Source organism: Selenomonas sp. WCT3 (assembly GCA_900100835.1).
Lineage (GTDB): Bacteria > Bacillota > Negativicutes > Selenomonadales > Selenomonadaceae > Selenomonas_A > Selenomonas_A ruminantium_E.
Genome location: FNCM01000009.1, coordinates 75,110 through 99,235, shown reverse-complemented (window position 1 = coordinate 99,235; position 24,126 = coordinate 75,110). Strand labels below are relative to the sequence as shown.

22 protein-coding genes are annotated in these 24,126 nt (G+C 50.7%); 6 read left to right on the top strand and 16 right to left on the bottom strand.

All coding sequences use genetic code 11. The features are described from left to right. Window positions 1–46 precede the first annotated feature (46 nt). Entirely contained in the window at window positions 47–1,789 is a 1,743-nt protein-coding gene (locus tag BLQ36_RS09295; RefSeq protein WP_074515328.1) for a methyl-accepting chemotaxis protein, read from the bottom strand. A 251-nt stretch (window positions 1,790–2,040) separates the two neighbouring features. On the opposite strand from BLQ36_RS09295, the gene BLQ36_RS09290 reads away from it, so the two are divergent. Beyond that, window positions 2,041–2,736 carry a sigma-70 family RNA polymerase sigma factor gene (locus BLQ36_RS09290; RefSeq protein ID WP_180364856.1) on the top strand — a complete coding sequence of 232 codons (696 nt, stop codon included), beginning with the start codon at window positions 2,041–2,043 and terminating at the stop codon, window positions 2,734–2,736. Window positions 2,737–2,793: 57 nt separating this feature from the next. On the opposite strand, the gene BLQ36_RS09285 is transcribed toward BLQ36_RS09290, so the two are convergent. The 5 genes from BLQ36_RS09285 to BLQ36_RS09265 all read right to left on the bottom strand — a co-directional run bounded on the left by BLQ36_RS09285 (window position 2,794) and on the right by BLQ36_RS09265 (window position 9,589). After that, window positions 2,794–3,219, bottom strand: coding sequence for a hypothetical protein (locus tag BLQ36_RS09285; protein ID WP_074515326.1), 426 nt, complete (start codon window positions 3,217–3,219; stop codon window positions 2,794–2,796). Window positions 3,220–3,303: 84 nt separating this feature from the next. Continuing rightward, on the bottom strand, window positions 3,304–3,969 hold the full coding sequence (gene narI / locus BLQ36_RS09280) for a respiratory nitrate reductase subunit gamma (protein ID WP_074515325.1): 666 nt from the start codon (window positions 3,967–3,969) through the stop codon (window positions 3,304–3,306). Further along, on the bottom strand, window positions 3,966–4,496 hold the full coding sequence (narJ, locus tag BLQ36_RS09275) for a nitrate reductase molybdenum cofactor assembly chaperone (RefSeq protein ID WP_074515324.1): 531 nt from the start codon (window positions 4,494–4,496) through the stop codon (window positions 3,966–3,968). Before narJ ends, narI begins: the two co-directional genes overlap by 4 nt. A 1-nt stretch (window position 4,497) precedes the next feature. Next, the gene (gene narH / locus BLQ36_RS09270; RefSeq protein ID WP_074515323.1) at window positions 4,498–5,916 is read right to left on the bottom strand and encodes a nitrate reductase subunit beta; all 1,419 of its coding nucleotides are present in this window, start codon (window positions 5,914–5,916) and stop codon (window positions 4,498–4,500) included. Then, the gene (locus BLQ36_RS09265) at window positions 5,906–9,589 is read right to left on the bottom strand and encodes a nitrate reductase subunit alpha (RefSeq protein ID WP_074515322.1); all 3,684 of its coding nucleotides are present in this window, start codon (window positions 9,587–9,589) and stop codon (window positions 5,906–5,908) included. Before BLQ36_RS09265 ends, narH begins: the two co-directional genes overlap by 11 nt. A gap of 218 nt (window positions 9,590–9,807) precedes the next feature. Here BLQ36_RS09265 and BLQ36_RS09260 point away from each other — a divergent pair, with 218 nt between their 5' ends. From BLQ36_RS09260 to BLQ36_RS09250, 3 genes are all read left to right on the top strand, one after another. Continuing rightward, on the top strand, window positions 9,808–10,713 hold the full coding sequence (locus BLQ36_RS09260; protein ID WP_074515321.1) for a GGDEF domain-containing protein: 906 nt from the start codon (window positions 9,808–9,810) through the stop codon (window positions 10,711–10,713). Window positions 10,714–10,778: 65 nt separating this feature from the next. Further along, complete coding sequence (locus tag BLQ36_RS09255) at window positions 10,779–11,081, top strand: hypothetical protein (RefSeq protein WP_074515320.1); 303 nt, start codon at window positions 10,779–10,781, stop codon at window positions 11,079–11,081. Window positions 11,082–11,217: 136 nt separating this feature from the next. Next, complete coding sequence (locus tag BLQ36_RS09250; protein ID WP_074515319.1) at window positions 11,218–12,495, top strand: serine dehydratase subunit alpha family protein; 1,278 nt, start codon at window positions 11,218–11,220, stop codon at window positions 12,493–12,495. Between the two features lie 55 nt (window positions 12,496–12,550). Here BLQ36_RS09250 and BLQ36_RS09245 read toward each other — a convergent pair whose 3' ends face one another. The 5 genes from BLQ36_RS09245 to BLQ36_RS09225 all read right to left on the bottom strand — a co-directional run bounded on the left by BLQ36_RS09245 (window position 12,551) and on the right by BLQ36_RS09225 (window position 17,625). Further along, entirely contained in the window at window positions 12,551–13,423 is an 873-nt protein-coding gene (locus tag BLQ36_RS09245; protein ID WP_081342299.1) for a serine hydrolase, read from the bottom strand. A 15-nt stretch (window positions 13,424–13,438) separates the two neighbouring features. Next, window positions 13,439–13,774: a hypothetical protein gene (locus BLQ36_RS09240; RefSeq protein ID WP_074515318.1), complete on the bottom strand. Its 336-nt coding sequence runs from the start codon at window positions 13,772–13,774 to the stop codon at window positions 13,439–13,441. Between the two features lie 141 nt (window positions 13,775–13,915). Beyond that, window positions 13,916–14,935, bottom strand: coding sequence for a sugar-binding protein (locus tag BLQ36_RS09235; protein WP_074515317.1), 1,020 nt, complete (start codon window positions 14,933–14,935; stop codon window positions 13,916–13,918). A 12-nt stretch (window positions 14,936–14,947) separates the two neighbouring features. Then, window positions 14,948–16,645, bottom strand: a complete 1,698-nt coding sequence (locus BLQ36_RS09230) for a methyl-accepting chemotaxis protein (protein ID WP_074515316.1) — start codon at window positions 16,643–16,645, stop codon at window positions 14,948–14,950. A gap of 305 nt (window positions 16,646–16,950) precedes the next feature. Then, entirely contained in the window at window positions 16,951–17,625 is a 675-nt protein-coding gene (locus BLQ36_RS09225) for a Crp/Fnr family transcriptional regulator (RefSeq protein WP_081342301.1), read from the bottom strand. A 195-nt stretch (window positions 17,626–17,820) separates the two neighbouring features. Between BLQ36_RS09225 and BLQ36_RS09220 the strand changes: the two genes are divergently transcribed. Both BLQ36_RS09220 and moaC read left to right on the top strand, forming a co-directional pair. After that, window positions 17,821–19,164 carry an MFS transporter gene (locus tag BLQ36_RS09220; RefSeq protein WP_074515314.1) on the top strand — a complete coding sequence of 448 codons (1,344 nt, stop codon included), beginning with the start codon at window positions 17,821–17,823 and terminating at the stop codon, window positions 19,162–19,164. 92 nt (window positions 19,165–19,256) lie between these two features. After that, a complete protein-coding gene (gene moaC, locus BLQ36_RS09215; protein ID WP_033170209.1) occupies window positions 19,257–19,739 on the top strand; it encodes a cyclic pyranopterin monophosphate synthase MoaC in 483 nt (160 codons plus the stop codon). A 55-nt stretch (window positions 19,740–19,794) separates the two neighbouring features. On the opposite strand, the gene deoC is transcribed toward moaC, so the two are convergent. The 5 genes from deoC to BLQ36_RS09190 all read right to left on the bottom strand — a co-directional run bounded on the left by deoC (window position 19,795) and on the right by BLQ36_RS09190 (window position 24,123). Continuing rightward, entirely contained in the window at window positions 19,795–20,448 is a 654-nt protein-coding gene (gene deoC, locus BLQ36_RS09210; protein ID WP_074515313.1) for a deoxyribose-phosphate aldolase, read from the bottom strand. A 90-nt stretch (window positions 20,449–20,538) separates the two neighbouring features. Beyond that, window positions 20,539–21,471: a sugar-binding transcriptional regulator gene (locus BLQ36_RS09205; RefSeq protein ID WP_074515312.1), complete on the bottom strand. Its 933-nt coding sequence runs from the start codon at window positions 21,469–21,471 to the stop codon at window positions 20,539–20,541. Window positions 21,472–21,512: 41 nt separating this feature from the next. Beyond that, window positions 21,513–22,223, bottom strand: coding sequence for an NlpC/P60 family protein (locus BLQ36_RS09200; RefSeq protein ID WP_074515311.1), 711 nt, complete (start codon window positions 22,221–22,223; stop codon window positions 21,513–21,515). Window positions 22,224–22,352: 129 nt separating this feature from the next. Then, window positions 22,353–23,642, bottom strand: coding sequence for an ammonia-forming cytochrome c nitrite reductase subunit c552 (locus BLQ36_RS09195; RefSeq protein WP_074515310.1), 1,290 nt, complete (start codon window positions 23,640–23,642; stop codon window positions 22,353–22,355). Beyond that, the gene (locus tag BLQ36_RS09190; RefSeq protein ID WP_074515309.1) at window positions 23,635–24,123 is read right to left on the bottom strand and encodes a cytochrome c3 family protein; all 489 of its coding nucleotides are present in this window, start codon (window positions 24,121–24,123) and stop codon (window positions 23,635–23,637) included. Before BLQ36_RS09190 ends, BLQ36_RS09195 begins: the two co-directional genes overlap by 8 nt. Between the last annotated feature and the right edge of the window lie 3 nt (window positions 24,124–24,126).

Below are 24,126 nucleotides of genomic sequence, written 5' to 3'. Positions count from 1 at the left end.
CGAAAAAGCAAACACCTTTTCGGTAGTCTTACAACCAATCTATCGATTAGATACGGAATTTTTTAAGCTCTGCCTGAAGCTCCTGGGATACCGTGGTCAGATTATGCGCCGAGGAAGCAATCTCCTCCACCGACGCGGACTGCTCTTCCGTAGCCGCCGAAACCGTCTGGGTCTCGCTGGATACAGAATTGCTAGCCTCACTGAGACGGTCTGCCGTATCGACAATCCCGTCAGCCCCAACTGCCACCGTATTGATGCTGTCGCTCATCGTTTTAATCTCTTCGTTCATCTTGGCCATAAGGGCGACAATCTCACTGAAGGTCTGGCCAGCCTGGTCCATAATGGCCACACCGGATTTCGTCTCTTCGTTGCCTGTCTGCATCGAAACCACAGCAGCTTCGGTGTCGGCCTGAATCCCATGAATCAGCGAAGCGATCTCCGTAACGGCCTCGCTGGAACTTTCGGCCAGCTTGCGGACTTCATCGGCAACCACCGAAAAACCACGGCCAGCTTCACCAGCCCGGGCAGCCTCGATAGCAGCATTGAGGGCCAGCAGGTTCGTCTGCTCAGCAATGACCGAAATGGTCTCCACAATCTGTCCAATCTGCTGGGAACGCTCTCCCAAGGAAGCCACAACCTTTGCCGATTCCTCCACCGATGCCCCGATATTGCGCATCTGCGACACGGCCTGGTTGATGGCATCTGAACCATCATCGGCCTTCTTCTGAGCCTCGTCGGCATGTGCCAGCACCGTCGTCGTTCCTTCATTTACCTGGTCAAGCTGTTTGCGAATTTCTTCTACCGTTGCCGTAGTGGTAGCCGCCATGTCGTTCTGCTCAGCTGCGGACTGGGCCACCCGGGTTATGGAATCGGCAATCTGCGTTGCCGCCTGGGCCGACTGCTCAGACCCCTGGCGAAGCATCTCCGCTGCGTTATTCGATTCCTCGGCGCTCTGCTGAATCTTGCGCATCATGGTCGACAGACGGTCCATTACCTTATTGTAGTGACCAGCCAGCTGTCCGAGCTCATCCCCAGAAAGAATCGGGGCCCGGTCGCGCAGATTGCCATCTCCCATCTTCGCGGAAATATCTTCCAGCACGCGAACACCGCGGGTAATGCTGCGCCCTAAATACAGTGCCGATATCACAATCATGACAAAGGCCAGCACCAGCAGGACAACGCTTACCACTGCCCCACGATGGTATACAGCCTCGGCTTCCTCATTGGCTTCATTGGCACTGTCGATATTCATCTTGGTGAATTCTTCCAATGCCCCGGCGATTACATCATACTGCTTGAAGCCGTCCACCGTGATGCCCTTCATCATGGATTCCTTGCTGCCCGCTTCCATATCGGCACGGATTTTCTTATTGATTTCGAAATTCTTGTCCAGTTCTTTTTTGAGCTGGTCGAATTTCTCTTTATTGACCTTGGCCTTCTCCGGATTGATTTTCATCTCCCGTTCCAAAGCCGCCTCGTATTTTTCAATCCCCTTCGTGATGTTGTCCTGATGCATCATGGTGTCTTTCAGGCATTTGTCCAGTACCGCTTTATCCGTTACATGGGTGTACTTATACGCATCAAAGCGCATATTGGCTGAATCCTCATACATGCGATGGGACACATCGGTCATAATCAGCCAGTTTTCCGTAATCTCCGTTGCCTTGTCGTTCAACGCGTTTAGGTTGTATATCCCCACACCACCTAACACACACGCGACCAACATAACCACCATAAAGGTAAGCCGTATCTTGGTACTGATTGTGAAATCATTCCATCTTGAAAACATTCATACTCCTCCTAAATCTCCCACATTTTTCTCAATTTCAATCACAAACAATCACAGACCGTCATTTATTATATCATATATAAGGCTTCTGACAACAAAAAATTGTTTGCGTTCGCAAGCATTTTGGTTCCTTTTCACCTGTAGCGGACAAAATTTATACTTTCGATAATTTTATTGACTTTTATGTGGTTATAATGTTACGCTAATATATGGACTTTTAAAGGAATTGGGACTATTACATGGAACTAGATATGGACACAAACAACGAAAATGAATTGATTCAGGAGTTTCAACGAACCGGTGATCCCAAGCTTGGATCCCAATTGGCAAGCCGTTATGATTATCTGGTCACCACGGCCTGCCGAACCCTCTATATGACCTGGGCAGACCACGAAGATATCCTGCAGGAAGGACGCATTGGCCTCTTCAAGGCTCTCCGCGACTTCGAACCGGAACGTGGCGTTTCCTTCCGGTCCTTTGCCACCCGTTGCATCCGTTGCGAATGTATCTCCGCCATCAATAAAGCCAATCGCTATAAACACGCCATTCTCAACCAGGCACTTTCTCTCAACGTCTCCGTATTCGAAGACAACGAGAAAACCTGCTGGCTCGATACCATCGCCGACCAGGAAACGAAATCCCCGGCCCATGATTTGATTATCCAGGATGATTTTGAAAGCTGCGAAGAAGTGCTCAAACAAATTCTGTCCCCCTATGCCTATCAGGTATTTATTTCCCGCTTACAGGGGAACAGCTACGAGCATATCAGCCAGCAGCTCCAACACGACAGCAAATCCATCGACAATGCGCTGCAGCGCTGCCGCCGTCAGATTGCCCACTATATGGATAATCACGATGATATCGATATCGATACCCTTCGCCACTTCTGCCAGTACATTGCCAACTACTTTACGGAATCCGACGATTTAACCGCCACCGTATCGTAATATGACCGAAAAAAACAGAGCTTGTTGTCGCAAAAGCAAGATAACAAGCTCTGTTTTTTATTTGGCAGCTTCTTCTGCCGCCTTGAGGCTCTTTTCCATATTGGCCAGCACTTCGGGTGTGACATTGCCCTGACCGGCCCGCTTTAAAATCTGGGCGTGGTGCATGATATCTTCAATGTTTTCGATATAATCCCGCTCTGCCGCATACAGGGTGGCAAAAATTGGTTCTCTGCCCTTCCCTAAGACCTTATCCGCCAGTTTCTTAAGCTCTTTCAGCGTCTTTCGCTGGGTCAGGATAAACCCGACATTTTCGCGTTCCACCCGGGCAAGGGCTCCATCAATCTTGTCATGGAGCTGCTGGATTTCCCGCATGTTGTCCTGCAGCATGCTGAGCTGCTCTTTCTTGCGCCGCAGGCCGGCAATCTCCCCTGGGGTATGCTGATGGTCATGATGATGCCCGCAGGAGCAATGTTCTTCACCCATTTTATCTCTCCTCAAAACTTATCCGTTGTCATTCACTGCTACCTATTATACAAGAATACCGGAAAAAAGTCTTGGGGGTGGCCATCATTTCCGGCGATAGATGATATCCCGGCGGAAAAAATACTCCAGGGGAAAACTCAGACAATGAACCAGCCGGGTAAAGGGGAAAAGAATCGCCAAAAGCATCCAGCATATCATATGCAGCTGGAATAGAACCGGTACCCTAGCCATCAGCGATACTTCAGGCTGCAGCAGGAGCACGGAACGGAACCAGGGAGAAATCGTCTCCCGATAGTCAAAGGTTCCCGGAATATTGGACAGAGTTGCCAGCATCCCCGATACCAAGGTGACCAAAAGCACCAGATAAAGCCAGCAGTCCAGGCGGCTGGTGTTGACCTTCAGACGGGCACTGCCAGCAAAGCGCCGCTTCAAGATCAGCAGGAAGCCCCCTAAAAACAGGATACCTGCCGGGATGCCGCCCGCCAAGGACATCAGATGATACGTGTGTTCATCGGTTCCTCCCATTTCCGTCACGAATTTGGGCACCAGGACACCGACAAAATGGCCCCCAAAGGCCATGACCAATCCCAGATGAAACAAGGGATTGCCCCATTTGCTGTCCCCCTTGGACAAAAATTCACTGGACTTAGTCGTCCAATTCCGTTCGAAATACGTATAGCGAATAATTGTCCCGCCAACAAGTATCGTCAATGCGATATAAGGCAGCACGCCATATAAAAACGCCATCATGCAGTCTCACTCTCCAATTCCTCTGCTGTAGTCAAGATGACATCCAGCAAAAACGTATGCGCCAATTTGGCTTCGGCAAAACGGCTGCGCAGCAACTCCAATTTGGGAGCCGCCACGGCTAAAACGTCACGGGCCCGCTCCCTGGAAAGGGCTGCCGAAAGCTCCAAAACCGCCGGCAGATAATCCGGCAATTCCTTATTGGTGTCAAAGCCGTTTTCCAAAAACAGCCGCTTAAACTCCAACATGTCCTTTGACTGCCGGCCAAAATCCGTGCGGTTGTGCATCGTCAGATACAGATTGGTGTTAGCCGAAAATTCAAATACGCGGACATACCATTCTTCGTATTCCTTCTGTCCCATCTCCTGGATATAGTCAATGACTGCCAGCAGTTCCTCGCGAATTTGATGGGCCGGGGCTTTTTCCGCGGCCAATCGCGCCTCCTTTAACGACTCCCACCATTTTGCATCCGGGTAATCAAAAAGATACGCCGCCAGCGATAGTGTCTCTTTATATTCCTGTGCTCCCATATCAGCACCCTCCTGGACAGTTATAACCACAAGTTCCCTGCAGCTGATGAAGCTTGTCCTGGGACTGCTCCGAAAGCCCAGCGGGTATATTGAACCGATCTTTATATTTGGCAATGGCCAACAGGCGATACATCTCCTGATAAAGGGCCGCATCCTTCGCCAAATGCGGAGGAAGTTCCTCCCCAGTTTCCCGGCAGCGCATAACTTGGCGCATGTTCAACAGCTTTTGAAGGGACTTAGCTACCACCTCGGCATTGCCGGCACCGAAAAGTTCCGCCAAGTAAGCCAGCGGAATGCGCATCTCCTGAACCTCCGGCAGGTAGACATCCGCTTCCATTCGGCGGGTAATCGGCGAAAGGGGTGGTACATACCAAACCATGGGCAGCGTCCGATATTCAGCATGAAGTGGCAGAGCAATCTTCCACTCTTTAATCATTTTGTAGACCGGCGAATTCTGCGCCGCCTTGAGCCAGTTTTCGGGAATGCCCTGCTGACGGGCAGCTTCGATAACCGCCGGGTCATTGGGGTCCTGAAGGATATCCAAGACCCGGTGGTAGATATTGCCGGCCTCCGGCTCGGAGGCCGCTTCTTTAACCTTATCCATATCATAGAGCACAACGCCCATATAACGCAGGCGGCCCACACAGGTATCGGTGCAGATTGTCGGCAAGCCGTTTTCCAACCGCGGGAAACAGAATATGCACTTCTCCGCCTTATTGGTCTTCCAGTTGAAGTAGACTTTTTTATAGGGGCAGGCCGGGATGCAATGACGCCAACCGCGGCAGCCATCCTGAGAAACCAGCACGACACCATCTTCCTCGCGCTTGTAAATTGCCCCGGAAGGACAAGCCGCCACACAGGCCGGATTCAGGCAATGATTGCAGACCCGGGGCAAATATTTCATGAACAAGTCATGGAATTCCATGGTGATTTCGTCAGCCATATTTTTGAGGTTGATATCCTGACGGACGGACTCGCCATCGGCCAAATCATCTTCCCAGTTCGGGCCCCATTTGATTTCCATGCGCTTTTGGGTTATCAGCGACCGGGGACGCGCCACGGGCTGATGTTTCTTGCGCTTGGACGAAATCAAGGACTCATAGTCATAGGTCCAGGGTTCATAGTAATCCTCCATCTCCGGCTGATCCGGATGATAGAAAAGCTTTAACAGCCGTTCCGGTTTCGATCCGGAACGCAGCTGCAGCTTGCCATGTTTGAGCTCCCAGCCGCCTTTCCATTTTTGCTGGTCTTCCCAATGCTTCGGATAGCCGATACCGGGTTTCGTCTCCACATTGTTGAAATACATATATTCCGCCCCTTGGCGGTTGGTCCAGACATTCTTGCAGGCAATGGAGCACGTATGGCAGCCAATACACTTATCAAGATTCATGACCATGGAAATCTGCGCTTTAATCTTCAAGCCAATCTACCTCCCCCTGCATTTTGCGGGCTACTACATACATATCGCGCTGGTTGCCAGTTGGTCCATAATAGTTAAAGCCATAACTTAGCTGCCCATAGCCGCCAATCATATGGGTTGGCTTCATGTGCAGCCGCGTCGGCGTGTTGTGGGTACCGCCACGGGTACCAGAAATCTTCGATCCCGGAACGTTGATGTGGTTATCCTGGGCATGGTGCATGTAGACTACGCCCTGGGGCAGACGTGGGGTCACCACGGCCCGGGATACCACCACGCCGTTATGGTTATAGAGTTCCACCCAATCGTTATCCTTGACGCCCAATTCCTTGGCATCCTTCTCGTTAAACCAAACGGACTGACCGCCACGGAACAGGGTAAGCAGCTGCTGGCTGTCAAAATACATGGAGTGGGTGCTCCATTTGTTGTGAGGCGTCAAATATTTCAGCGTAAGTTCCTTGCAACCGCCAAGCTTCTGCTTGATTGGCGCATAGTCGAGGATGGGCCGGTAGGTCGCCATGGCCTCGCCGGCTTCACGCATCAGCTCATGGTCCAGATAGAAATGCTGACGGCCCGTATTCGTGCGGAAGGGCAAAAGCTCCTCGATATTGGTCGTAAAGGGCGTATAGCGGCGATTCTGATTGGAACCCGTAAAGGTCGGTGACGTGATGGACTCCTTGGGCTGTACCGTCAGCTGTTCAAAGGTGAAGCGCTCACTTTCGCGGTCTTTGGCCAGCCGCGTGAGATTACTGAGACCAGATTCCTTCTCACAGGCTTCCCAGGCCTTAACGGCCACCTTGCCATTGGTGGTCGAAGAAAGCCCCAAAACCGCATCAGCGGCTTGTTTTGCCGAATAAATGGACGGGCAGCCATAGGATACATACGCCTTGTTATCCACCAGGCCATTGCGCTTGCCGATTTCCTGATATTCGCTCTCGGAACTCCAGGTCATCGCCTCAGCTCCCATGATCTTGGCAACACCTGGTCCCAGTGCAATCCATTTTTCATAGAGCTTCGTATAGTCAAGTTCCGTCTCGATGAGATTCGGCATTGTCTTGCCCGGTATTGGTTCACACTCCCCCTTGCTCCAGTCGCGAATCTTGCCATAGGGCTGGGCAATCTCTCCCTTGGTATCATGCTGGATTGGCATCGCCACCACATCCTTGAGTGGCTTGAGATCCGCTTCCTTAGCTACCTCCGAGACCTTTTTGGCCAGGGTGCGGAAGATATCCCAGTCAGTGCGGGATTCCCACATGGGATCAATCGCTGCCTGGAAGGGATGCACAAAGGGATGCATATCCGTCGAGGAAAGGTCATCCTTTTCATACCAGGTGGCTGTCGGCAAAACCACATCGGCATACAATGCCGACGAGGCCATACGGAAATCAATATCCACCAAGAGATCCAGTTTTCCCTCGGCTGCACCACCGGCCTGCTCCAACTCAGCTGCTTCCCGCCATTTGATTTCCGACGGACGAAGGGCACACTCCTCCTCGGCAAACAAGCTATTCTTGGTACCCAGCAGATATTTCAAATAGAATTCATGCCCCTTTGAAGAGGAACCGATGAGATTGTTGCGCCACAGGAACAGGTTGCGCGGGAAATTTTCCGGCGCATCCGGGTCTTCGATGGCAAATTGCAAGCTCTTATCTTTGAGACTGTCGACAATATACTGCTTGACCTCCTTGCCAGCGGCAGCTGCTTCATCATGGAGCTGCTGGCCGCTCTTGTTAAAGGTCGGATACGACGGCAGCCAGCCCAGCCGCGCCGCCATGACATTGTAGTCGCCGGCATGACGGTAACGCGGTTTTTCAGTAGGCGAGGTAATGTCGGCCACATCAATCTCATCGCTGCGCCATTGGTCCGTGGCAAAGTAATAGAAGGAAGTCGAATTCTGCAACCGCGGCGGCTTTTTCCAGTCAAGCCCCGTCATGATGCGCTGCCAGCCCTCGGCGGGACGTAGTTTCTCCTGGCCGACATAATGGGCCCAACCGCCGCCATTGCGGCCCTCCGCCGCCACGAACAGCAGGTTGTTCAAGATAGCGCGGTAGACAATATCCGCATGGAACCAATGGTTGATGCCACCACCCATGATGACCATAGTGCGGCCCTTCGTCTTGATGGAATTATCCGCAAACTCCCGCGCCGTATGGATAACCGTGTCCATCGAAACGCCAGTATATTTTTCCTGCCATTTCGGCGTATAGGGGATATCTTCTTCATAGGAAGAAGCAGCCTCGCCACCAAGGCCGCGGTCAATGGAATAGTTGGCCAAAGTCAAATCATAAACGGTGGTAACGAGTATCTCGCCCTCTTTCGTCTTGACCCGCTTGACCGGAACCGCCCGCGTAAGCGACCGGGATTCCCGCTCGTTGCCAAAGTAAGGAAGTTCCAGTTCCGCCACTTCGTCCATACAGCCGAGAATCGAAAGCTGCGGCAGGATTTTTTCACCGGTATCGGCATTTTCCTCGCGAAGGTTCCACTTCTCATGACGATCCCAACGATCGCCAATGGTGCCATTTGGTATGACCAGCTGGCCGGTTTTCTCGTCGATGACATAATACTTAAACGCCGAATTGGCATCCTCCCGGCCAAAATCGGAGGCAGTCAGATAACGGTCCGTATGATATTTGCCATTTTCTTTTTTCACCAAGCGCACCAGGAAGGGGAAATCCGTATACTTGCGCGTGTAGTCCAAGAAGAAGTTACAGGGCTCCCCCCAATAGTATTCGTTGAGGATGACATGCCCCATTGCCATGGCAAAAGCCGAGTCACTGCCCACTTTAAGGGGAATCCAAGTGTCCGCCACCGCCGTGGATTCGGCATAGTCTGGCGATACCGAGACCACCTTCGTACCCTTATAACGGGCCTCGGTCAAAAAGTGTGCATCAGGCGTCCGGGTCTGGGGTACGTTAGAGCCCCAAGTCATGATGTAGCCGGCGTTGTACCAATCCGAGGATTCCGGTACATCCGTCTGGTCGCCCCAAATCTGCGGGCTGGCTGGCGGCAAATCCGCATACCAGTCATAAAAGGAAAGCCCCGCTCCTCCCAGCATCTGAATAAAGCGAATGCCACCGGCATAGGACAGCATGGATTTTGCCGGAATAACCGAAAAGCCAAAAATGCGGTCCGGGCCGTATTTCGTTGCGGTGTGCAGCACGGAAGCCGCGACGATTTCCGCCGCCTCCTCCCAATTTGAGCGCACAAAGCCGCCCATACCGCGGGCCTGTTTGTACTGTTTCATCTTTGCCGGGTCATTGGCAATGCTCTGCCAAGCTGCCAGCGCTGTCTTATGCTCTTTCTTGGCCTCACGCCAAAGAGTTGCCAGCTCGCTGCGCAGATAGGGGTACTTGATACGATGCGGGCTGTAAAGATACCAGGAAAACGACGCCCCGCGGGGACAGCCACGGGGTTCAAAATCCGGCATATCCGGCCCGGTCTCCGGGTAATCGTGAATCTGATTCTCCCAGGCCACCAGACCATTTTTGACGTAGATATTCCAACTGCAGGAACCCGTACAATTGACCCCATGGGTAGAATGTACACACTTGTCAAAAGACCAGCGGTCACGATACATGTTTTCCCAGTCGCGCCCGCCTTCATGGAGCTCTTGATGACCACTGGCCGATTGCTCTTTCGGAACCAGGTACTTGAACTTCTTAAAGATGTTGCTCACGTTAATCTCCTTCCCAAAACATAACATCATTTTTTTCTTATTTTATTCGACTTCGTTGATTTTTCATGTGACAAACATCACTTGCCATTGATAAAGAAGCCAAAAGGATATCCCCGATTTTGTAACAAAAAGCATCGACAGGCGGAGAACATATCATTACACTACGATAGAGCACATCCCCATGAATTGATTTTGTATGCATTTTAGGAGGAACTACTATGTCACTGGATAAGGAACTCGCAAATTATCTAATGAAAGAGGGCATCTTCCAGCAGATGTTTGACGTTATCCGCCTGGTCGAGCAGGACGGCCATTACGTCTGCAAATACCAGCACGACGGTTCCTGCACGGTCACGGACGAAACGTGTTTTTCTGTCTGGGGAAAGACACATCGCTGCAGCAATTGCGTATCGCGGCAGGCATATGACGAGGAACGCCAGCACGTCAAATTTGAATACGCCAAGAACCGATACTACTTTGTCATCGCCCGGCCCATCTGGCTGCAAGGAAAAAAATACGCGCTGGAACTCGTGATGGATGTTACCAACCAGTTCACCCAAAACAATCCCAACGAAGGAAATTTTGTCATGAATCTAATCCATGAACTCGAACGAGTCTCATCACGGGACCCATTTACGGGCTTATTCAACAAAAATTACCTGCAAAAGGAATTGACACAAGCCTTGGAACAGCGTCATGCACAGTCCCAGCCGGATTCCCCGCTTTACCTTGCCATCTGGGATATCGACAATTTCAAGCAAGTCAACGATACCTATGGCCACGATATGGGAGACAAAATCCTGCTAAGTGTTGCCCAAGCACTACAACGCGGCCTATCCCCTAAGGATGGCATCACAGCCCGCTTCGGCGGCGATGAGTTCATGATACTGTTTCACCATACCGACCGCGACCGCTGTGAGCATTTGCTGCAAGCAATCAAAGACGACATCGACCACCAGACACATAGCAGCCTGCTTTGCAACGAATCGACCTGTTTCCGCGTCTCCATCAGCTACGGATTAGCTGACGTTCATTCCTATGATACTGCCGCGGCAGCCCTCCACGCCGCCGACCAGCAGCTTTATGACCGCAAGCGAAAAATCCATAAAAAGGTTGTGATTTAGAAGAAGGATTTTTTTCTTCCATCACGAAATAATAAAATACCTAAAATGCTGAAGGAGGGATCCCTATGGAAAAGCAAATAGCCGTCTGGCTTTTACAGCGCGGCTATGCCGATGACCTTGAGCAGGGCATCCGCTTTGCCCAAGCCTTGGCCAACAAAGAATGCACCGAGGAAATGTTGGATGCCCTCGGTCATAATATCGATGTATTTATGTCTGTAGGCGGACCGGTAACAGCCGATAATCTGCTGTCCTTTTTACTGGATAAATACGATATGGCCCAAAAGCTCATTCACTTCTGGAATGAAAATCCAAAAGACACCAACGCAATTTTCTTTTTCAACGAATGCCGCAAACACGGCATTGAATAAGTCGGCAACGAAGCCTTCCCACCTGTGGGAAGGCTTTTTTTGCCCCTAAAATGCAATTTCCTCTTTGGCAAAAACAATCCAAAACGTTATAATAAAACTATTCGCTATGTAAATCGGAAAAGAATGGAGAATCCCCGTGAAAAAAACGTCGAAAATCTATCAGGACTATGTAGAAATTCTCCGGCGGGAACTCGTACCAGCCATGGGCTGCACCGAACCTATCGCCATCGCGTACTGTGCCGCTAAGGCCCGGGCTGCCTTAGGGGAACTGCCGGACAAATTGGAAATCGCCGCCAGCGGCAACATCATCAAAAACGTAAAAAGCGTCATCGTACCGAACACCGACGGCCGCAAGGGCATTGAAGCTGCCGCCGCCATTGGCGTCGTCGCTGGCGATGAAAGGGCAGAACTAGAAGTCATCGCCCATGCCAAAGACGAAGACAAGGCAAAACTTGCCGACTACATGGAAAATACCACCATCACCGTCCTGTCGGCCGAATCCAACCACGTCCTCGACATCCTCGTAACCGCCAGCAAAGGCAGCAATACCGCCTGCGTCCATATCGTCAACGAACACACCAACATCGTGGAAATCACCCGCAATGGAAAGATTCTCTTCCAAAAAGAAATCGTCGATACCCCTGAAACAGACAAACCGGACTACGAAAGCATGACCATCGAGGATATCTACGACTTTGCCATGACCTGCGACCTGGACGATGTCCGGGATATCCTCCAGCGCCAAATCCAATACAATACGGCCATTGCCGAAGAAGGCCTCAAAAACAATTACGGCGCTAACATCGGTTCTACTCTGCTCAAAGCCTACGGAAATGACATCCATATCCGCGCTCGGGCCAAAGCGGCCGCTGGCAGTGACGCCCGCATGAATGGCTGCGAACTGCCGGTCATTATCAACTCCGGCAGCGGCAATCAGGGCATGACCGTCTCGCTGCCAGTCATCGAATACGCCAAAGAAGTCGGCGCCGATGAAGAAAAACTGCTGCGGGCCCTGCTTCTTTCCAACCTGGTTACCCTGCACGAAAAAGAAGGCATCGGCCGGCTCTCCGCCTACTGCGGTGCCGTCAGCGCTGGAGCTGGCGCCGGTGCCGGCATTGCCTGGCTCTGCGGCGGCGACTACAAAGCCGTCATCCACACCATCGTCAATGCCCTGGCCATCACCTCCGGCATTGTCTGCGACGGAGCCAAGGCTTCCTGTGCCGCCAAGATATCAGCAGCTGTTGACGCCGGCATCCTAGGCTTTGAGATGTACCGCAACGGCCAGCAGTTCTACGGTGGCGACGGGCTTGTACTAAAAGGCGTCGAAAACACCATCCGCAATATCAGCCGTCTCGGCCGCATCGGCATGAAAGAAACCGACAAAGAAATCATCAACATGATGATTGGCAAATAAAAAGTGGATTGACTCGTCAATTACATTTTGACAAGTCAATCCACTTTTTTCTTTCTCAATTATTTGCAGCGGCTTTTGCCATTTGCCGCAGGATGGAAATCGCCCGTCCACGGCTGGAATAATTTTCGGTCATCCCTACGATAATGAAATGCCTGCCAGGCTGATAAACGATGCCACCATCGTCATAAAGCCCATAGAGCTCTCCGGTCTTATGGCAAATCATAACGCCGGGAAGTGCTGCCGGAAAGCATTCCGTATCGGTCTGGGCCTCCAGATAGCCAAGCATCACATCGTCCAGTTCCGGGCTTACACAATTCCTATGGTAAAGTTTCAGGAAAAAATGGCCTAAATCATTGACCGAAGTATAGTTTTCACGGCCTTCGGCTACGGCCTGGCTATCCATCATCTTCCGCTGAAGAATCGTATCTCCATAGCCATTGCGCGTTATGTAAGCATTGATTTCCTCCATGCCCAAGAGGTCAATCATCATATTCGTTGCCGTATTATCACTTTCGGTAATCATCAGCCGCATGACGGTGTCCAACGTGAGTTCCGTCCCGCTAGCATAACCAGCCAATACACCAGCTCCGCCGACCTTGTCATAACTGTGCAAAACCAAATTTTGGTAAAGCGACAGCTGGCCATCCCTAACCTTTTCCATCGCCGTACCTAAAATAAACACTTTAATCATACTGGCCGAACGCATCTGTTTTGACTGATAACTGTACTCCTCACGATTTTCGCCTGGATACGCCACAAACAAGGCATATTGCGTGCTGTCTGAATTAGAAAGCGCCGTCACCACCTGCGCCAGCGAATCATTGCTGACCTTCGGCGAAGCTGCGGCCGCCGCTTTACCATATCCAGCTGGCAAAAACATTGCCAGCAGCCAAACCACCAAACAACCGATAACCGTAAAACGCCGCATTAACAAACCTCCACCTCAATAATTATTGACAACAAAGCGGTAAATATTGGCCGCAATCGGCGAAGCTCCGCCAAACACATAGCCATGGTAGCCTTCCGAATTGCGGTAATACGGACTGCCATTTGACGGATAGAACGAATAATAGAGGTAATTGCCCGCATTTTTCACCGTACAGCGAAATGTGTACGGACTGCGGCTCGAAATACTGACCGACTGCGTGATAAGATACGCATCCGTTCCATCGGTATACGTTCCCATGTAATAGTCACTGGCCTCTGCCGGAGCCGACGGTGCCGCCACCAAAATCAGCGCCGCCACCAGCAAAACCGCCGAAAACAATCGTTTAACCATAATACCTACCTCCTTATCAACCAACATTATCAATTATTTATTTTTTACTTCGCCGCCCCGCGCTTAATTCCTTCTCTTTTTTCGGGGAAATAAAAAGCAGAGCCTGCCCATCAAAAAAGATGCACAAGCTCTGCCATATTATTATTTCACTTCACTGAGGTTATCCTTATCGATAATCATCGGCGTGCAGAGGTACGCCGGGACAACGATTACCCCATTGTTATACGATTTGACATCGTTGATATCCGGCTGGGTGCCTTCGACCACGGCTTTAATCATGCGGACGGTCTTGGCCACCAAAAGTTCCGGTGATTTATAAATCGTAATGGTCTGCTTGCCGCTTCGGATGGCATCGAGTGCCTGACTCTCCGCATCCTGACCGGTCAGCAGTGGCATCTCGCTATAGCCCCCCTTGGCGAGTGCATCGCGGATGCCGCCCGCCAGGCCATCGTTCGGAGAAAGCACGACGTCAAGTTTAACGCCAGCGTCCGGCCCCTGCAGAAGCTTTGTCATGCGCTCTGTTGCCCCTTCGGGCTTCCAGCCTTTGATTGCGACCTGGTCAAAACTCGTTTCCTTCGAGGGGATGACGAGCTGGCCTTTATCAATATAAGGTTTCAGCACTTCCATCGCGCCATCGTAGAACACATGCGCATTGTTATCCGCCGGGTCTCCAGCGAAGATTTCCATATTGAACGGGCCTGCTCCTGTCTTCAGCTGAAGTTTTGCCTCGATGTATTCGCCCATGGCCTGCCCCACGGCCAGATTATCAAACGACGCATAATAGGATACCGCATCGGAATTCATAATCAAGCGGTCAAACGCAATGACGGCAACCTTCTTTTCCTTGGCTTCGGTGAGCACATCTTTAAGCGCGGTACTGTCAACGGCGCCAATGACCAGACATTTCGGACTGTCAGCCAGCTGTTTTTTGATCTGGTCAATCTGCTGCTCCGGCGTATCGGCAAACTGCAAGTCCACCGTATAGCCTTCTTTTTCGAGCATTTCTTTAATGGTCTGGCCGTTCTTCTGCCAGCTGCTTGACGAGTTGGCAAAGGCTACGGCTACTTTTTTGTTATTGGTATCGCTGCTGCCACAACCTCCGAGCACCAATGTGCTGATGACCAAGAGCGCCAGGCAGAGTATCGTGATAATTTTCTTCATTGCAAGGTCTCCTTAAATCTTGAACTTCGCCGCTGACTCGGAAAGCTCTTCGGCCAAGCTGGCCAGGTTGCGGCTGGCATTGGCCACTTCGTCCATGGCCGCTGACTGTTCCTCGGTTGCCGCCGATACCGACTGCGTCTCCGACGCTACATCGTGACCGGATTTATTGATGCCTTCCATCACACCGACCAGTTCTTCGGCCTTAGCCGTGGATTTGCGTGCCTCCATGAGAATATCATCTGCATGTTTGGTCAGATTGGACACGGCGGTTGAAATCGACTCAAACGCACTGCCGGCCTTCGCAACGACTTCGCGGCCGCTCTTGACATCTTCCGTGCCCTTCTGCATGCGCATAACTGCCTGCTCCGTGTCCTTCTGGATTGTCGTGATGAGTTCCGAAATCTTCTGCGCTGCCGTATTGGATTCCTCGGCCAACTTGCGAACCTCATCGGCAACAACAGCGAAACCGCGGCCGGCATCGCCCGCGCGGGCTGCCTCAATAGCCGCATTGAGCGAGAGCAGATTGGTCTGCTCGGCAATGCCCGAAATCGTAACCGAAATCTGGCCAATTTCCTCCGAGCGCTCTGCCAGCTTCTTGATAACCTCCGCCGAATCGGTTACCGAGTCAGCAATTTCGGCCATCTGATCCACAGCACCGGCAATCGCATTCTTGCCCTCGGCAGCAATGCCTTCCACATTGCGGGCCGCATCAGCTGACGAAGATGCCTTATCCTGGAACCCATGAAGGCTGTCCGACATTTCCTGAATATCAGCCAGCGACTTGCTGACGGATTCGCCCTGAACGCTGGTATTTCCCGCTACATTCGTAATCGACACCGCCACCTGCTGGGTCGCCTGTGCCGATTGGCTAGCATTTTCCGTCAGATGGGTAGCAAACGTCGATACTTCATCCGACGTCTGCTGGATATTCTTAATCAGCGCCCGCAAATTCTTAATGGTGTCACCATAAGCCGCTGTAAGCTGGCCGAATTCATCCTGCGTTTTGGCCACTGCCTCAACCGTAAGGTTGCCGGCTGCCACTTCCTTCGAAACCGCCATGAGGTACTGGATGGACTTCATAATGGAAGAACTCAGGTAGAACGCCATAAAACCAGAAAGCAATACCACGAACAAAATGCAGACAATCAGCGTCCATTTCGTCTGCTCGTATTTCTTGGATGCCTCAGCACTTTCCTTGTGGATGAAATCCTTGCTGCTGTCGACAACGCGGTTGAGCTTATTCGTCATATCGGCATACTGCCCATTTGACTGGTCAAGCAGTTTGATTGCCTCATCCTTCTTGCCATCTTTGGACAACTTGATGATTTCTTTGGTGTTCTGCTTATACTTTTCCCAAGTGCCACGCATGTTGTTGAAATCATCGCGGACATCGGGAGCTACCGCCGGCTCAATGGTGTCAAAAGCAATATCGAGCTGGTCGGCTTTCTTTAGCGTTTCCTGCGCCGCATGAATACGGTTCGGCAGCGTTGTTGCCGTTACGACAGCATACTCTCCCTGACGATAATCCGCCAGCGTACGGCTGCTTTCCACACCAGCCAGCACACTGGAAAGATGTTCGGTCGCGATGCGCAGTGCACCGCTGTTAATACTGTTCAGACTATACCCCGTATAGAGCCCATTAGCAAAAAAGATTGCAATGAGCACGCCAAAAACAAAAATCAATTTCTGGCGAATGGTCAACTTATCCACATTACCCACTCCTTACCTGTTGATAATCTTCTCTAATTATATCATAAAAAATAAGCATTTACTTCAAAATACGCAAAAATAAAGCAAGAAATTTGAAGTATTTTCACATTTTTTGTTCTCATTTTTCTGCATTTTCACTCTCCTTCCCCCTTATTCCCTATTTTTCCATCTGCTCAATCCGTTAAGCGTTTTCTGCACACAAAAAAGCTATACGCTAACGATAATCGATTGTCTGGCTGCAATCAATACCGTTGCCTATAGCTTGTAACATAGTTTCGCTTCGCTTATCATTTTTGTTCAACTGCTCATTCGATATTGCAAACTTCCCGGCCGCAGTTCTCACACTGGATAGCCTCTTTCAGGTAATCCAAGTCTTTGATGAAAATCAAATGACCGCGATATTCAATAATTCCCGCCTTGCGCAGTTCGCTGAGCATGCGATTAAGACTCTCCCGGGCTGTTCCCGAATAATTTGCCAATTCCTGATTCGTGAGTGGCACGGAAATCAAAATGCCGCCATCCACTTCCTTGCCATAGCTGTTGGACAGGCGAATCAGCGTTGAATACAAGGCCCCCTTTTTCCCGTACAGGACAAGGTCGCGGAATTTCGAATGCTGTTTCCGCATATGCGCACTGATGAGTTTGAGCAGATTTACCGCCAGCTGCGGCTTTTTCTCAAGATACGCCTGCAATACCGGAAACTCAATGGCATAGACCTCCGCCGCACTCTGCGCCACAGCATTGAAGATATAGACGGGATTGCTCTCGTAGAGCGGCAGTTCCCCGATTATGCTGCTGCGCGTTGCCAGTCGCAGGCTGAGCACCCGTCCCGACGATGCGTATTTCGTGATAAAAATCTGACCAGTCCGCACAATGTAGAAATATTTGGCCGGATTTCCTTCATGAAACAGATACTCTCCATCATGAAGCATGACAACCTTGCCGGGAATTTCATAAAGCTGGCGGACTAACGATTCCATAGATTCCATGACCATTACCTCATTTCCTATTGTTAATAACAGTGTACTAAAAAAAAGCATTTTTACCTGTAACATTTATCACAACCCTCGTGAGATTTGTTACTTACAGCTTGATGTTTTTTAATTATACTTGATGTAAATCATAAACCGGTTTGTACGCATTCATTATTCTTTCAATCGGATAGGAGTATTATTATGGCAGAAAACAATGTATTACAGCTGCTCGGCGACAAGCCAAGCCGCAAGGAAATTCTGGCCCACTGGGAACCAGAAAACGAAGCCTTCTGGAATGCTTTTGGCAAAAAGATTGCCAATCAGAATCTCTATACTTCCACCTGGGCCCTGACTTTATCCTTTGTCGTTTGGACCCTTTGGGCAACGATTGCGGCTAAACTAAACAGTGTCGGCTTCCACTTTACTGACGAGCAGATTTTCACACTGGCAGCCCTGCCAGGACTTGTAGGGGCCACGGGCAGACTTTTCTACACGTACCTTCCCGGACTCATCGGCGGCAAAAATTCCACCTTTATCACCACGGCACTGCTCCTGCTGCCCATTATTGGCCTGGGCAACGCCCTGCAGGATACTGCCACCTCTTACGATACCTTTGTCCTGCTCGTATCCTTTATCGGCATCGCTGGCGCAAACTTCTCGGCATCCATGGCCAACATCGGCTTTTTCTTTCCCAAGGCACATAAAGGCCTTGCCCTCGGCATCAATGCCGGCGTCGGCAATCTCGGCGTTTCCCTCATCTATCTGACGGCTCCTCTTCTCTTAGGCTGGAACCTTTCCTCCCTTTTTGGCCCTGGACTTACCACCACCGCTGGCACGACGCTTTTCCTGCAGAATGTCTGCTATTTCTGGGCCATCCCCACGATTATCACCCTGGCACTGATCTGGCTATTCATGGACAACCTGCCGCTGCCAAAGCAAAGTCCCAAATCCATTCTTTCGATTTTCGGCAACAAACACACCTGGCTCATGTGCTGGATTTATACCTGCGGCTTTGGTTCCTTCATCGGCTTTTCTGCGGCGTTGGGACTTCTCGTCACCAAAGAATTTCCGGAAGTCTCCTTCTCCATGGCCGCCTTTCTCGGCCCCTTCATCGGTGCCAGCGTCCGTCCGCTTGGCGGATGGCTGGCCGACAAGATAAACAGCGGCTCGCGCATCACGATGCTCTCGCTCTTCGTCATGCTGGCAGCCTGCCTGACCGTGCTCGCAGGAATCCAAGCCCATAATTTTGCCATGTTCTTCGCAGCCTTCCTGCTATTGTTCCTGACCACTGGTTTTGTCAACGGGGCCTCCTTCCGCATGATTCCTTATATCTTCAACAATCCCTTCCATTCCTCGCTGGTCACGGGATTCACCGCCGCCATCGCCGCCTACGGTGCTTTCCTGATTCCAAAGATTTTTGGCTGGTCCTACGCCAATTTCCAAAGCGTTACCCCAGCCTTTTACCTTCTCATCGCCTTCACGGCCAGCACCATCCTGATTACCTGGTGGTTCTATGACCGCAAAGGCTCCGGAATGAACTGCTAAAACAAAAGCCTTCCCGAATACGGAGAAGGCTTTTGTTTCGCGGTAAATCCTGTTACAATATTGCTAGCGATAAAAAAAGGAGACGATATTGTATGGACCCACGCACAGGTCTTACCCATTTTGACGAGGAAGGGCAAGCCATCATGGTCGATGTCAGCGGCAAACAGGAAACGAGCCGCACGGCCATTGCTACCGGCCGCATAAAAGTCAATCAGGCCGTCTACGACGCCATCGAACAAGGCACAGCAAAAAAGGGAGACGTTCTCGGCGTCGCCCGGGTTGCCGGCATTATGGCCGCAAAATCCACCAGCTCGGTCATCCCCCTCTGTCATCCGCTGCCCATTGCCAAATGCAGCGTCGATTTTACGATGCTGCCCACGGAATGCGCCGTTGAAGCCAAAGCTACTGTCAAGGTAACCGGCCAGACCGGGGTCGAAATGGAAGCACTCCATTCCGTCAGCGTTGCGCTGCTAACGATTTACGATATGTGCAAGGCTATCGACAAACGCATGGAAATCCAATATATCCACCTCGACAAAAAGACCGGTGGCAAAAGCGGCGAATTTATCCGCTGATAAACGCAAAAAATTCCGTTGGGTCTCGTAAGAGTCCAACGGAATTTTTTATTGCTTACAGCTCGTCTTTCAAAACTTTAACTGCAGCACTTGCGCCCAACCGGCAGCAGCCAGCATTGATATAAGCTTCCATCTCTTCACGCGTATGGATGCCGCCAGCAGCCTTCATGCCAACATTTTCGTTGATGTGCTTCTTGAAGAGAGCGATATCTTCCAGCGTTGCACCAGCCGTGCCGAAGCCCGTGGACGTCTTGATGATGTCAGCACCGCTCTCATTGACACATTTGCAAGCAGCGATTTTCTCTTCTTCCGTAAGGAAGCAAGTCTCAACGATGACCTTGAGCACGCGGTCACCGCAGACGCGTTTCAGGGCACGAATCTCTTCCGTAACATAGTCCGTCTCACCAGCTTTGAGCATGCCGATGTTGATGACCATATCGATTTCTACCGCACCGTCAGCCAAAGCCTGTGCCGTCTCGGCAATCTTGGCAGCCGTATTGCAGTTACCATTCGGGAAACCTACAACCGTTGCAATCTTCAGAGCATCACCATATTTTGCCTTGATGCGCGGAATAAAGCAGGACGGAATCATGACCGTAGCTGCCTGATACTTAACAGCCTCATCACAGATAGCCTGGATATCCTCCCAAGTAGCCGTCTGTTTCAGCAGCGTGTGGTCAACACGAGACATAATTTCCTTTGCGTTCATTTAAAAGTCCCCTTTCTCGGTAGTGCATTCTTTACGATTCTTATTATAATCCTGTTGTGAAATTTTGTAAATACACTTTTGAAACTTTTTTCAAACCAAAGATTTTGCCGTATATTGGTCCGTGATAAACGCCGTAGCAAAACCGCCCTTAAGCGCCGCCCGGATTGCTGGCAGACGGTGTTTGCCACCGGCCAGCATAATCCGCTGAGGCTTGGCCTTCAAATCCTCTAAAGCGATGCCCACCGTACGCTCATCCACATGGGGCGCGCAGATTTCCCCCTGCTCATTATAAAAGCGCGAACATACATCTCCCACTGCGTGTTTCTGAATAAATTTACACTCTTCATCGTTGATGTAATACCCAAGATGGAAGATAGTCGACTCCTTGCTGGCTGAACCAACGGTAAACACGGCAATATTGGCATCGCACCCTAATTGCAGGATATTCCGGATGAACTTGTCCTGGGATACAATATTTTTCACCTCAACCGTATCAAACATCACCGGCAGTGGCAGATAATACCCCTGAGCCGAATAAGCCTGGGTAAAGAGATCCAGAATTTCCTGCGCATAAGTGCGGTTGTTGTTGAGGCTGATACCACCTTTGAGTTCGACGATTTTTGCATGAGGCAGATTCTTGTGAGGCAGCCGTTTTGCCATCTCGTATAGGACTTCTCCCCAGCCTACCCCCACAATATCCTCATCCTTTATGATATCACTAAGATATTCGGCCGCCAGCGCACCGATTGCCTTTTTTTGCTCACTTTCTGTCTCCATGGGAGCTGCCGCTATTTTGACACAGTCCAGCCCATATTTTTCCTGCAGCCGGTCCTCCAGCGCCGTCATGCTTTCCGTCGGATCGATAATCTTGATTTCCACATAGCCCTGTTCCTTGGCATACCGCAACAGGCGAGAAACCGTGGGCCGCGATAACTGCATGGTCTCGGCAATCTTCTGCTGGCTCATATCGGATTCATAGTATAACTTGGCTATTGCAATACTCTGTCCGTCTTTACTCTCCATCCGTTACTCCTCTCAAGCTATACTATCCCCATTGTCTTTCTTTATTTTCCCGTATACCGGTACACTTCAGTCCAATTGCGTCCATAGGCGCTGTAATAGTCGATTTCCCCGCCTTGGTCGCCAGTGCGCCAGCTGCCGCCACGCGGGTTATTCACGCCACGGGCTTCAACAGTCTTGCCATTGCCGATATAAATGGCCACATGAGCATCCGGCTTGCAGAGAATATCCCCTCGTTTGAGATCATCTTTGACCGCTGCCCATGAATAACGGGTAAAACCACCAATGCGCTGCATGTCCGGCCAAATCGTATCTGCATCGCCGGTTTCCTGTTTGCCATTATACAAACGGTAAAAATCCGGATTCTTCTGCCAAGCAGCGATAATAGGAAAACCCGCATGATCCAGCGCATGATAAACCAGGGACGAACAATCATAGTCCGGGCCCTCCCGCGATCCCGTATACGGGCAGCTTGCCGTAGCATTTTCGGCCCCCTGGGAATAGCCATGACGCGGGTCATCGGCAATGGACATCGCCCACTGCACAGCCTTCTCCATATCCGGCTGCTGGCTGGCAGCCTCTGCCCTTGGCACCTTTATCATGTTCTTGCCAGCTTCCGCTTCGGCCTGCACAATCTTGACGCTTTTTTGCAAGACCTGGTCCGCCGTCTGTTCCTGCACAGCAAAGGGTCCACTCATCGCAATACCGGCCGCCCCCAAAAACAGGGCGCCCAATCCGTACCATCCTTTTTTCATATCTATCCCTCACTTCCTGATGAAATCTCTTACCTATTTTTATATTATATCATATTTCCCTGAAACCTTTCCCAAAACAAAAACTGTGAAGCATTACGGTGAATACTTCACAGCTCTTGTTGCTCTATATTATAAACTTCCCTTTACCACTGCATTTACCTGAGCAATTGCAGTATGTGCCTTATCAATCGAAAGGCCCAGGACGCGCAGCTGTTTATCCGGATTGTGGAATCCCATGCTGCTCTCGGCAGCTACAAAATCCCAATACCACTGAGCTTCACGCAACGTCTGACGTGCTGCAGCGAGCTGTTCATCGGTCGCCCCAGCATCCATAGCAGCTTTGATTGTCTGATGAGCTTTTGCTACGGTCTGTCCAGCAATCCGCTGCAGTCTGAAGGTATTATCCCCAATTGTCTTGACGCGCTTCGTCAGCGTTTCCGCACTTTCCTGATGGCATTTCTGGCAAGACTCCTGTGCCGTCAGCAGCGGATTCGTCATCCAATGGGACGTGTATTTCTGCCCATCTTTACGCATATACGGCATATGGCAGTCGACACAAGTAACCCCATTCATCGCGTGGATGGAATCCTGCCAAGTCTCATAATCCGGATGCTGAGCCTTGAGCATCGGCGTCTTGGAATCGGCATGAATCCAGTCCTGCGTGAAACCGCCCGCATGTCCATCCTGATAATACTGATAGATCTGCTCGGCATCGAAGCCATTATCCCATGGCTCAACTACCCGGCCATCTTCCTTGGAGAAATAATACTCGTTATGGCACTGGCCGCAAACATAGGCACGCATCTCATTATGGGATGCCTGGCTGATATCAACGCCACGGCGAGCCATAGCCTCGACAAAGCCCTGCTGATAAACGCGCAGTTCCATCGTCTCAGGATCATGGCAGCTTGAGCAGCCAAACCACTCATCGTCTTTTATTGGCGCAGCAATTTCATCAAATGGCTTCGTAGCAAAGTCCCAGCCACTCTCTTTGAAGTAAACATCATACATATAGGAACTCTTGCAGACGATACACGATCCCTTTTGCCCCGGACGGCGTTTCGACTCCAGGATATCGATTCCAGCATAAGTATGCCCTCGGTCATCATCATATTGAATGGCAAACTTATAGCCCTTAAAGTTCTGAACCGCCTCCGGCTGCTCCTTCAGATGATCCACCTTATCCGAACCACCATACCCCGTTGGCGATGGATGCATCTCATTGTTCTTCATAAAAGACTCGTACTCCAGCGGGTAAGCATCCTTATACCCATCCTTTGTCAATTGCTGATCCTTAGGAATCTTAGCCAGTTTTACGCTGTCATCATTGGGCGCCGCACCAATGCGAACCACCACAAAGCCAAAGAATACAAGGCAGACAGCTGCGATTCCCGCTAATATTTTCTGTAGCTTACTCAACTTTTATCCCCCCTTCGAGATGGTTCGCGCCATGAGCGATACTGCTATGGCATTTCAGGCAGTCAGCACCAGTGTCGAGGTCAACACCGATCTGCGCATGAACATTCTTCATGGTATTCTCGTGACAGCGCAAGCAATTCGCATTGACCGTCTTCTTGGCATCCGCCGACAACTTGATATGAGCCGGATAATCCCGCATCACCTCATGATAGGTATCTACCATGCCGGTTCTTCCCTTCTCCATCATGTAGATAGCCATGTTATCATGCGGCAAATGACAATCTGTACACTCAAGCTTGCTATGCGTTGACTCGGCAAAGGTCCAAGCTTCCGTTTTCATGGCATGACAAGTACCGCAAAATTCGGGACTGCCCGAAAAGGACATCATCGCTGCCCCAAACCCGCAAACTGCAATACCAAGGACAAATCCTCCCGCCAAACATGCTAACGTATGCTTTTGAATAAGCTGTTTGAATTCCACTTC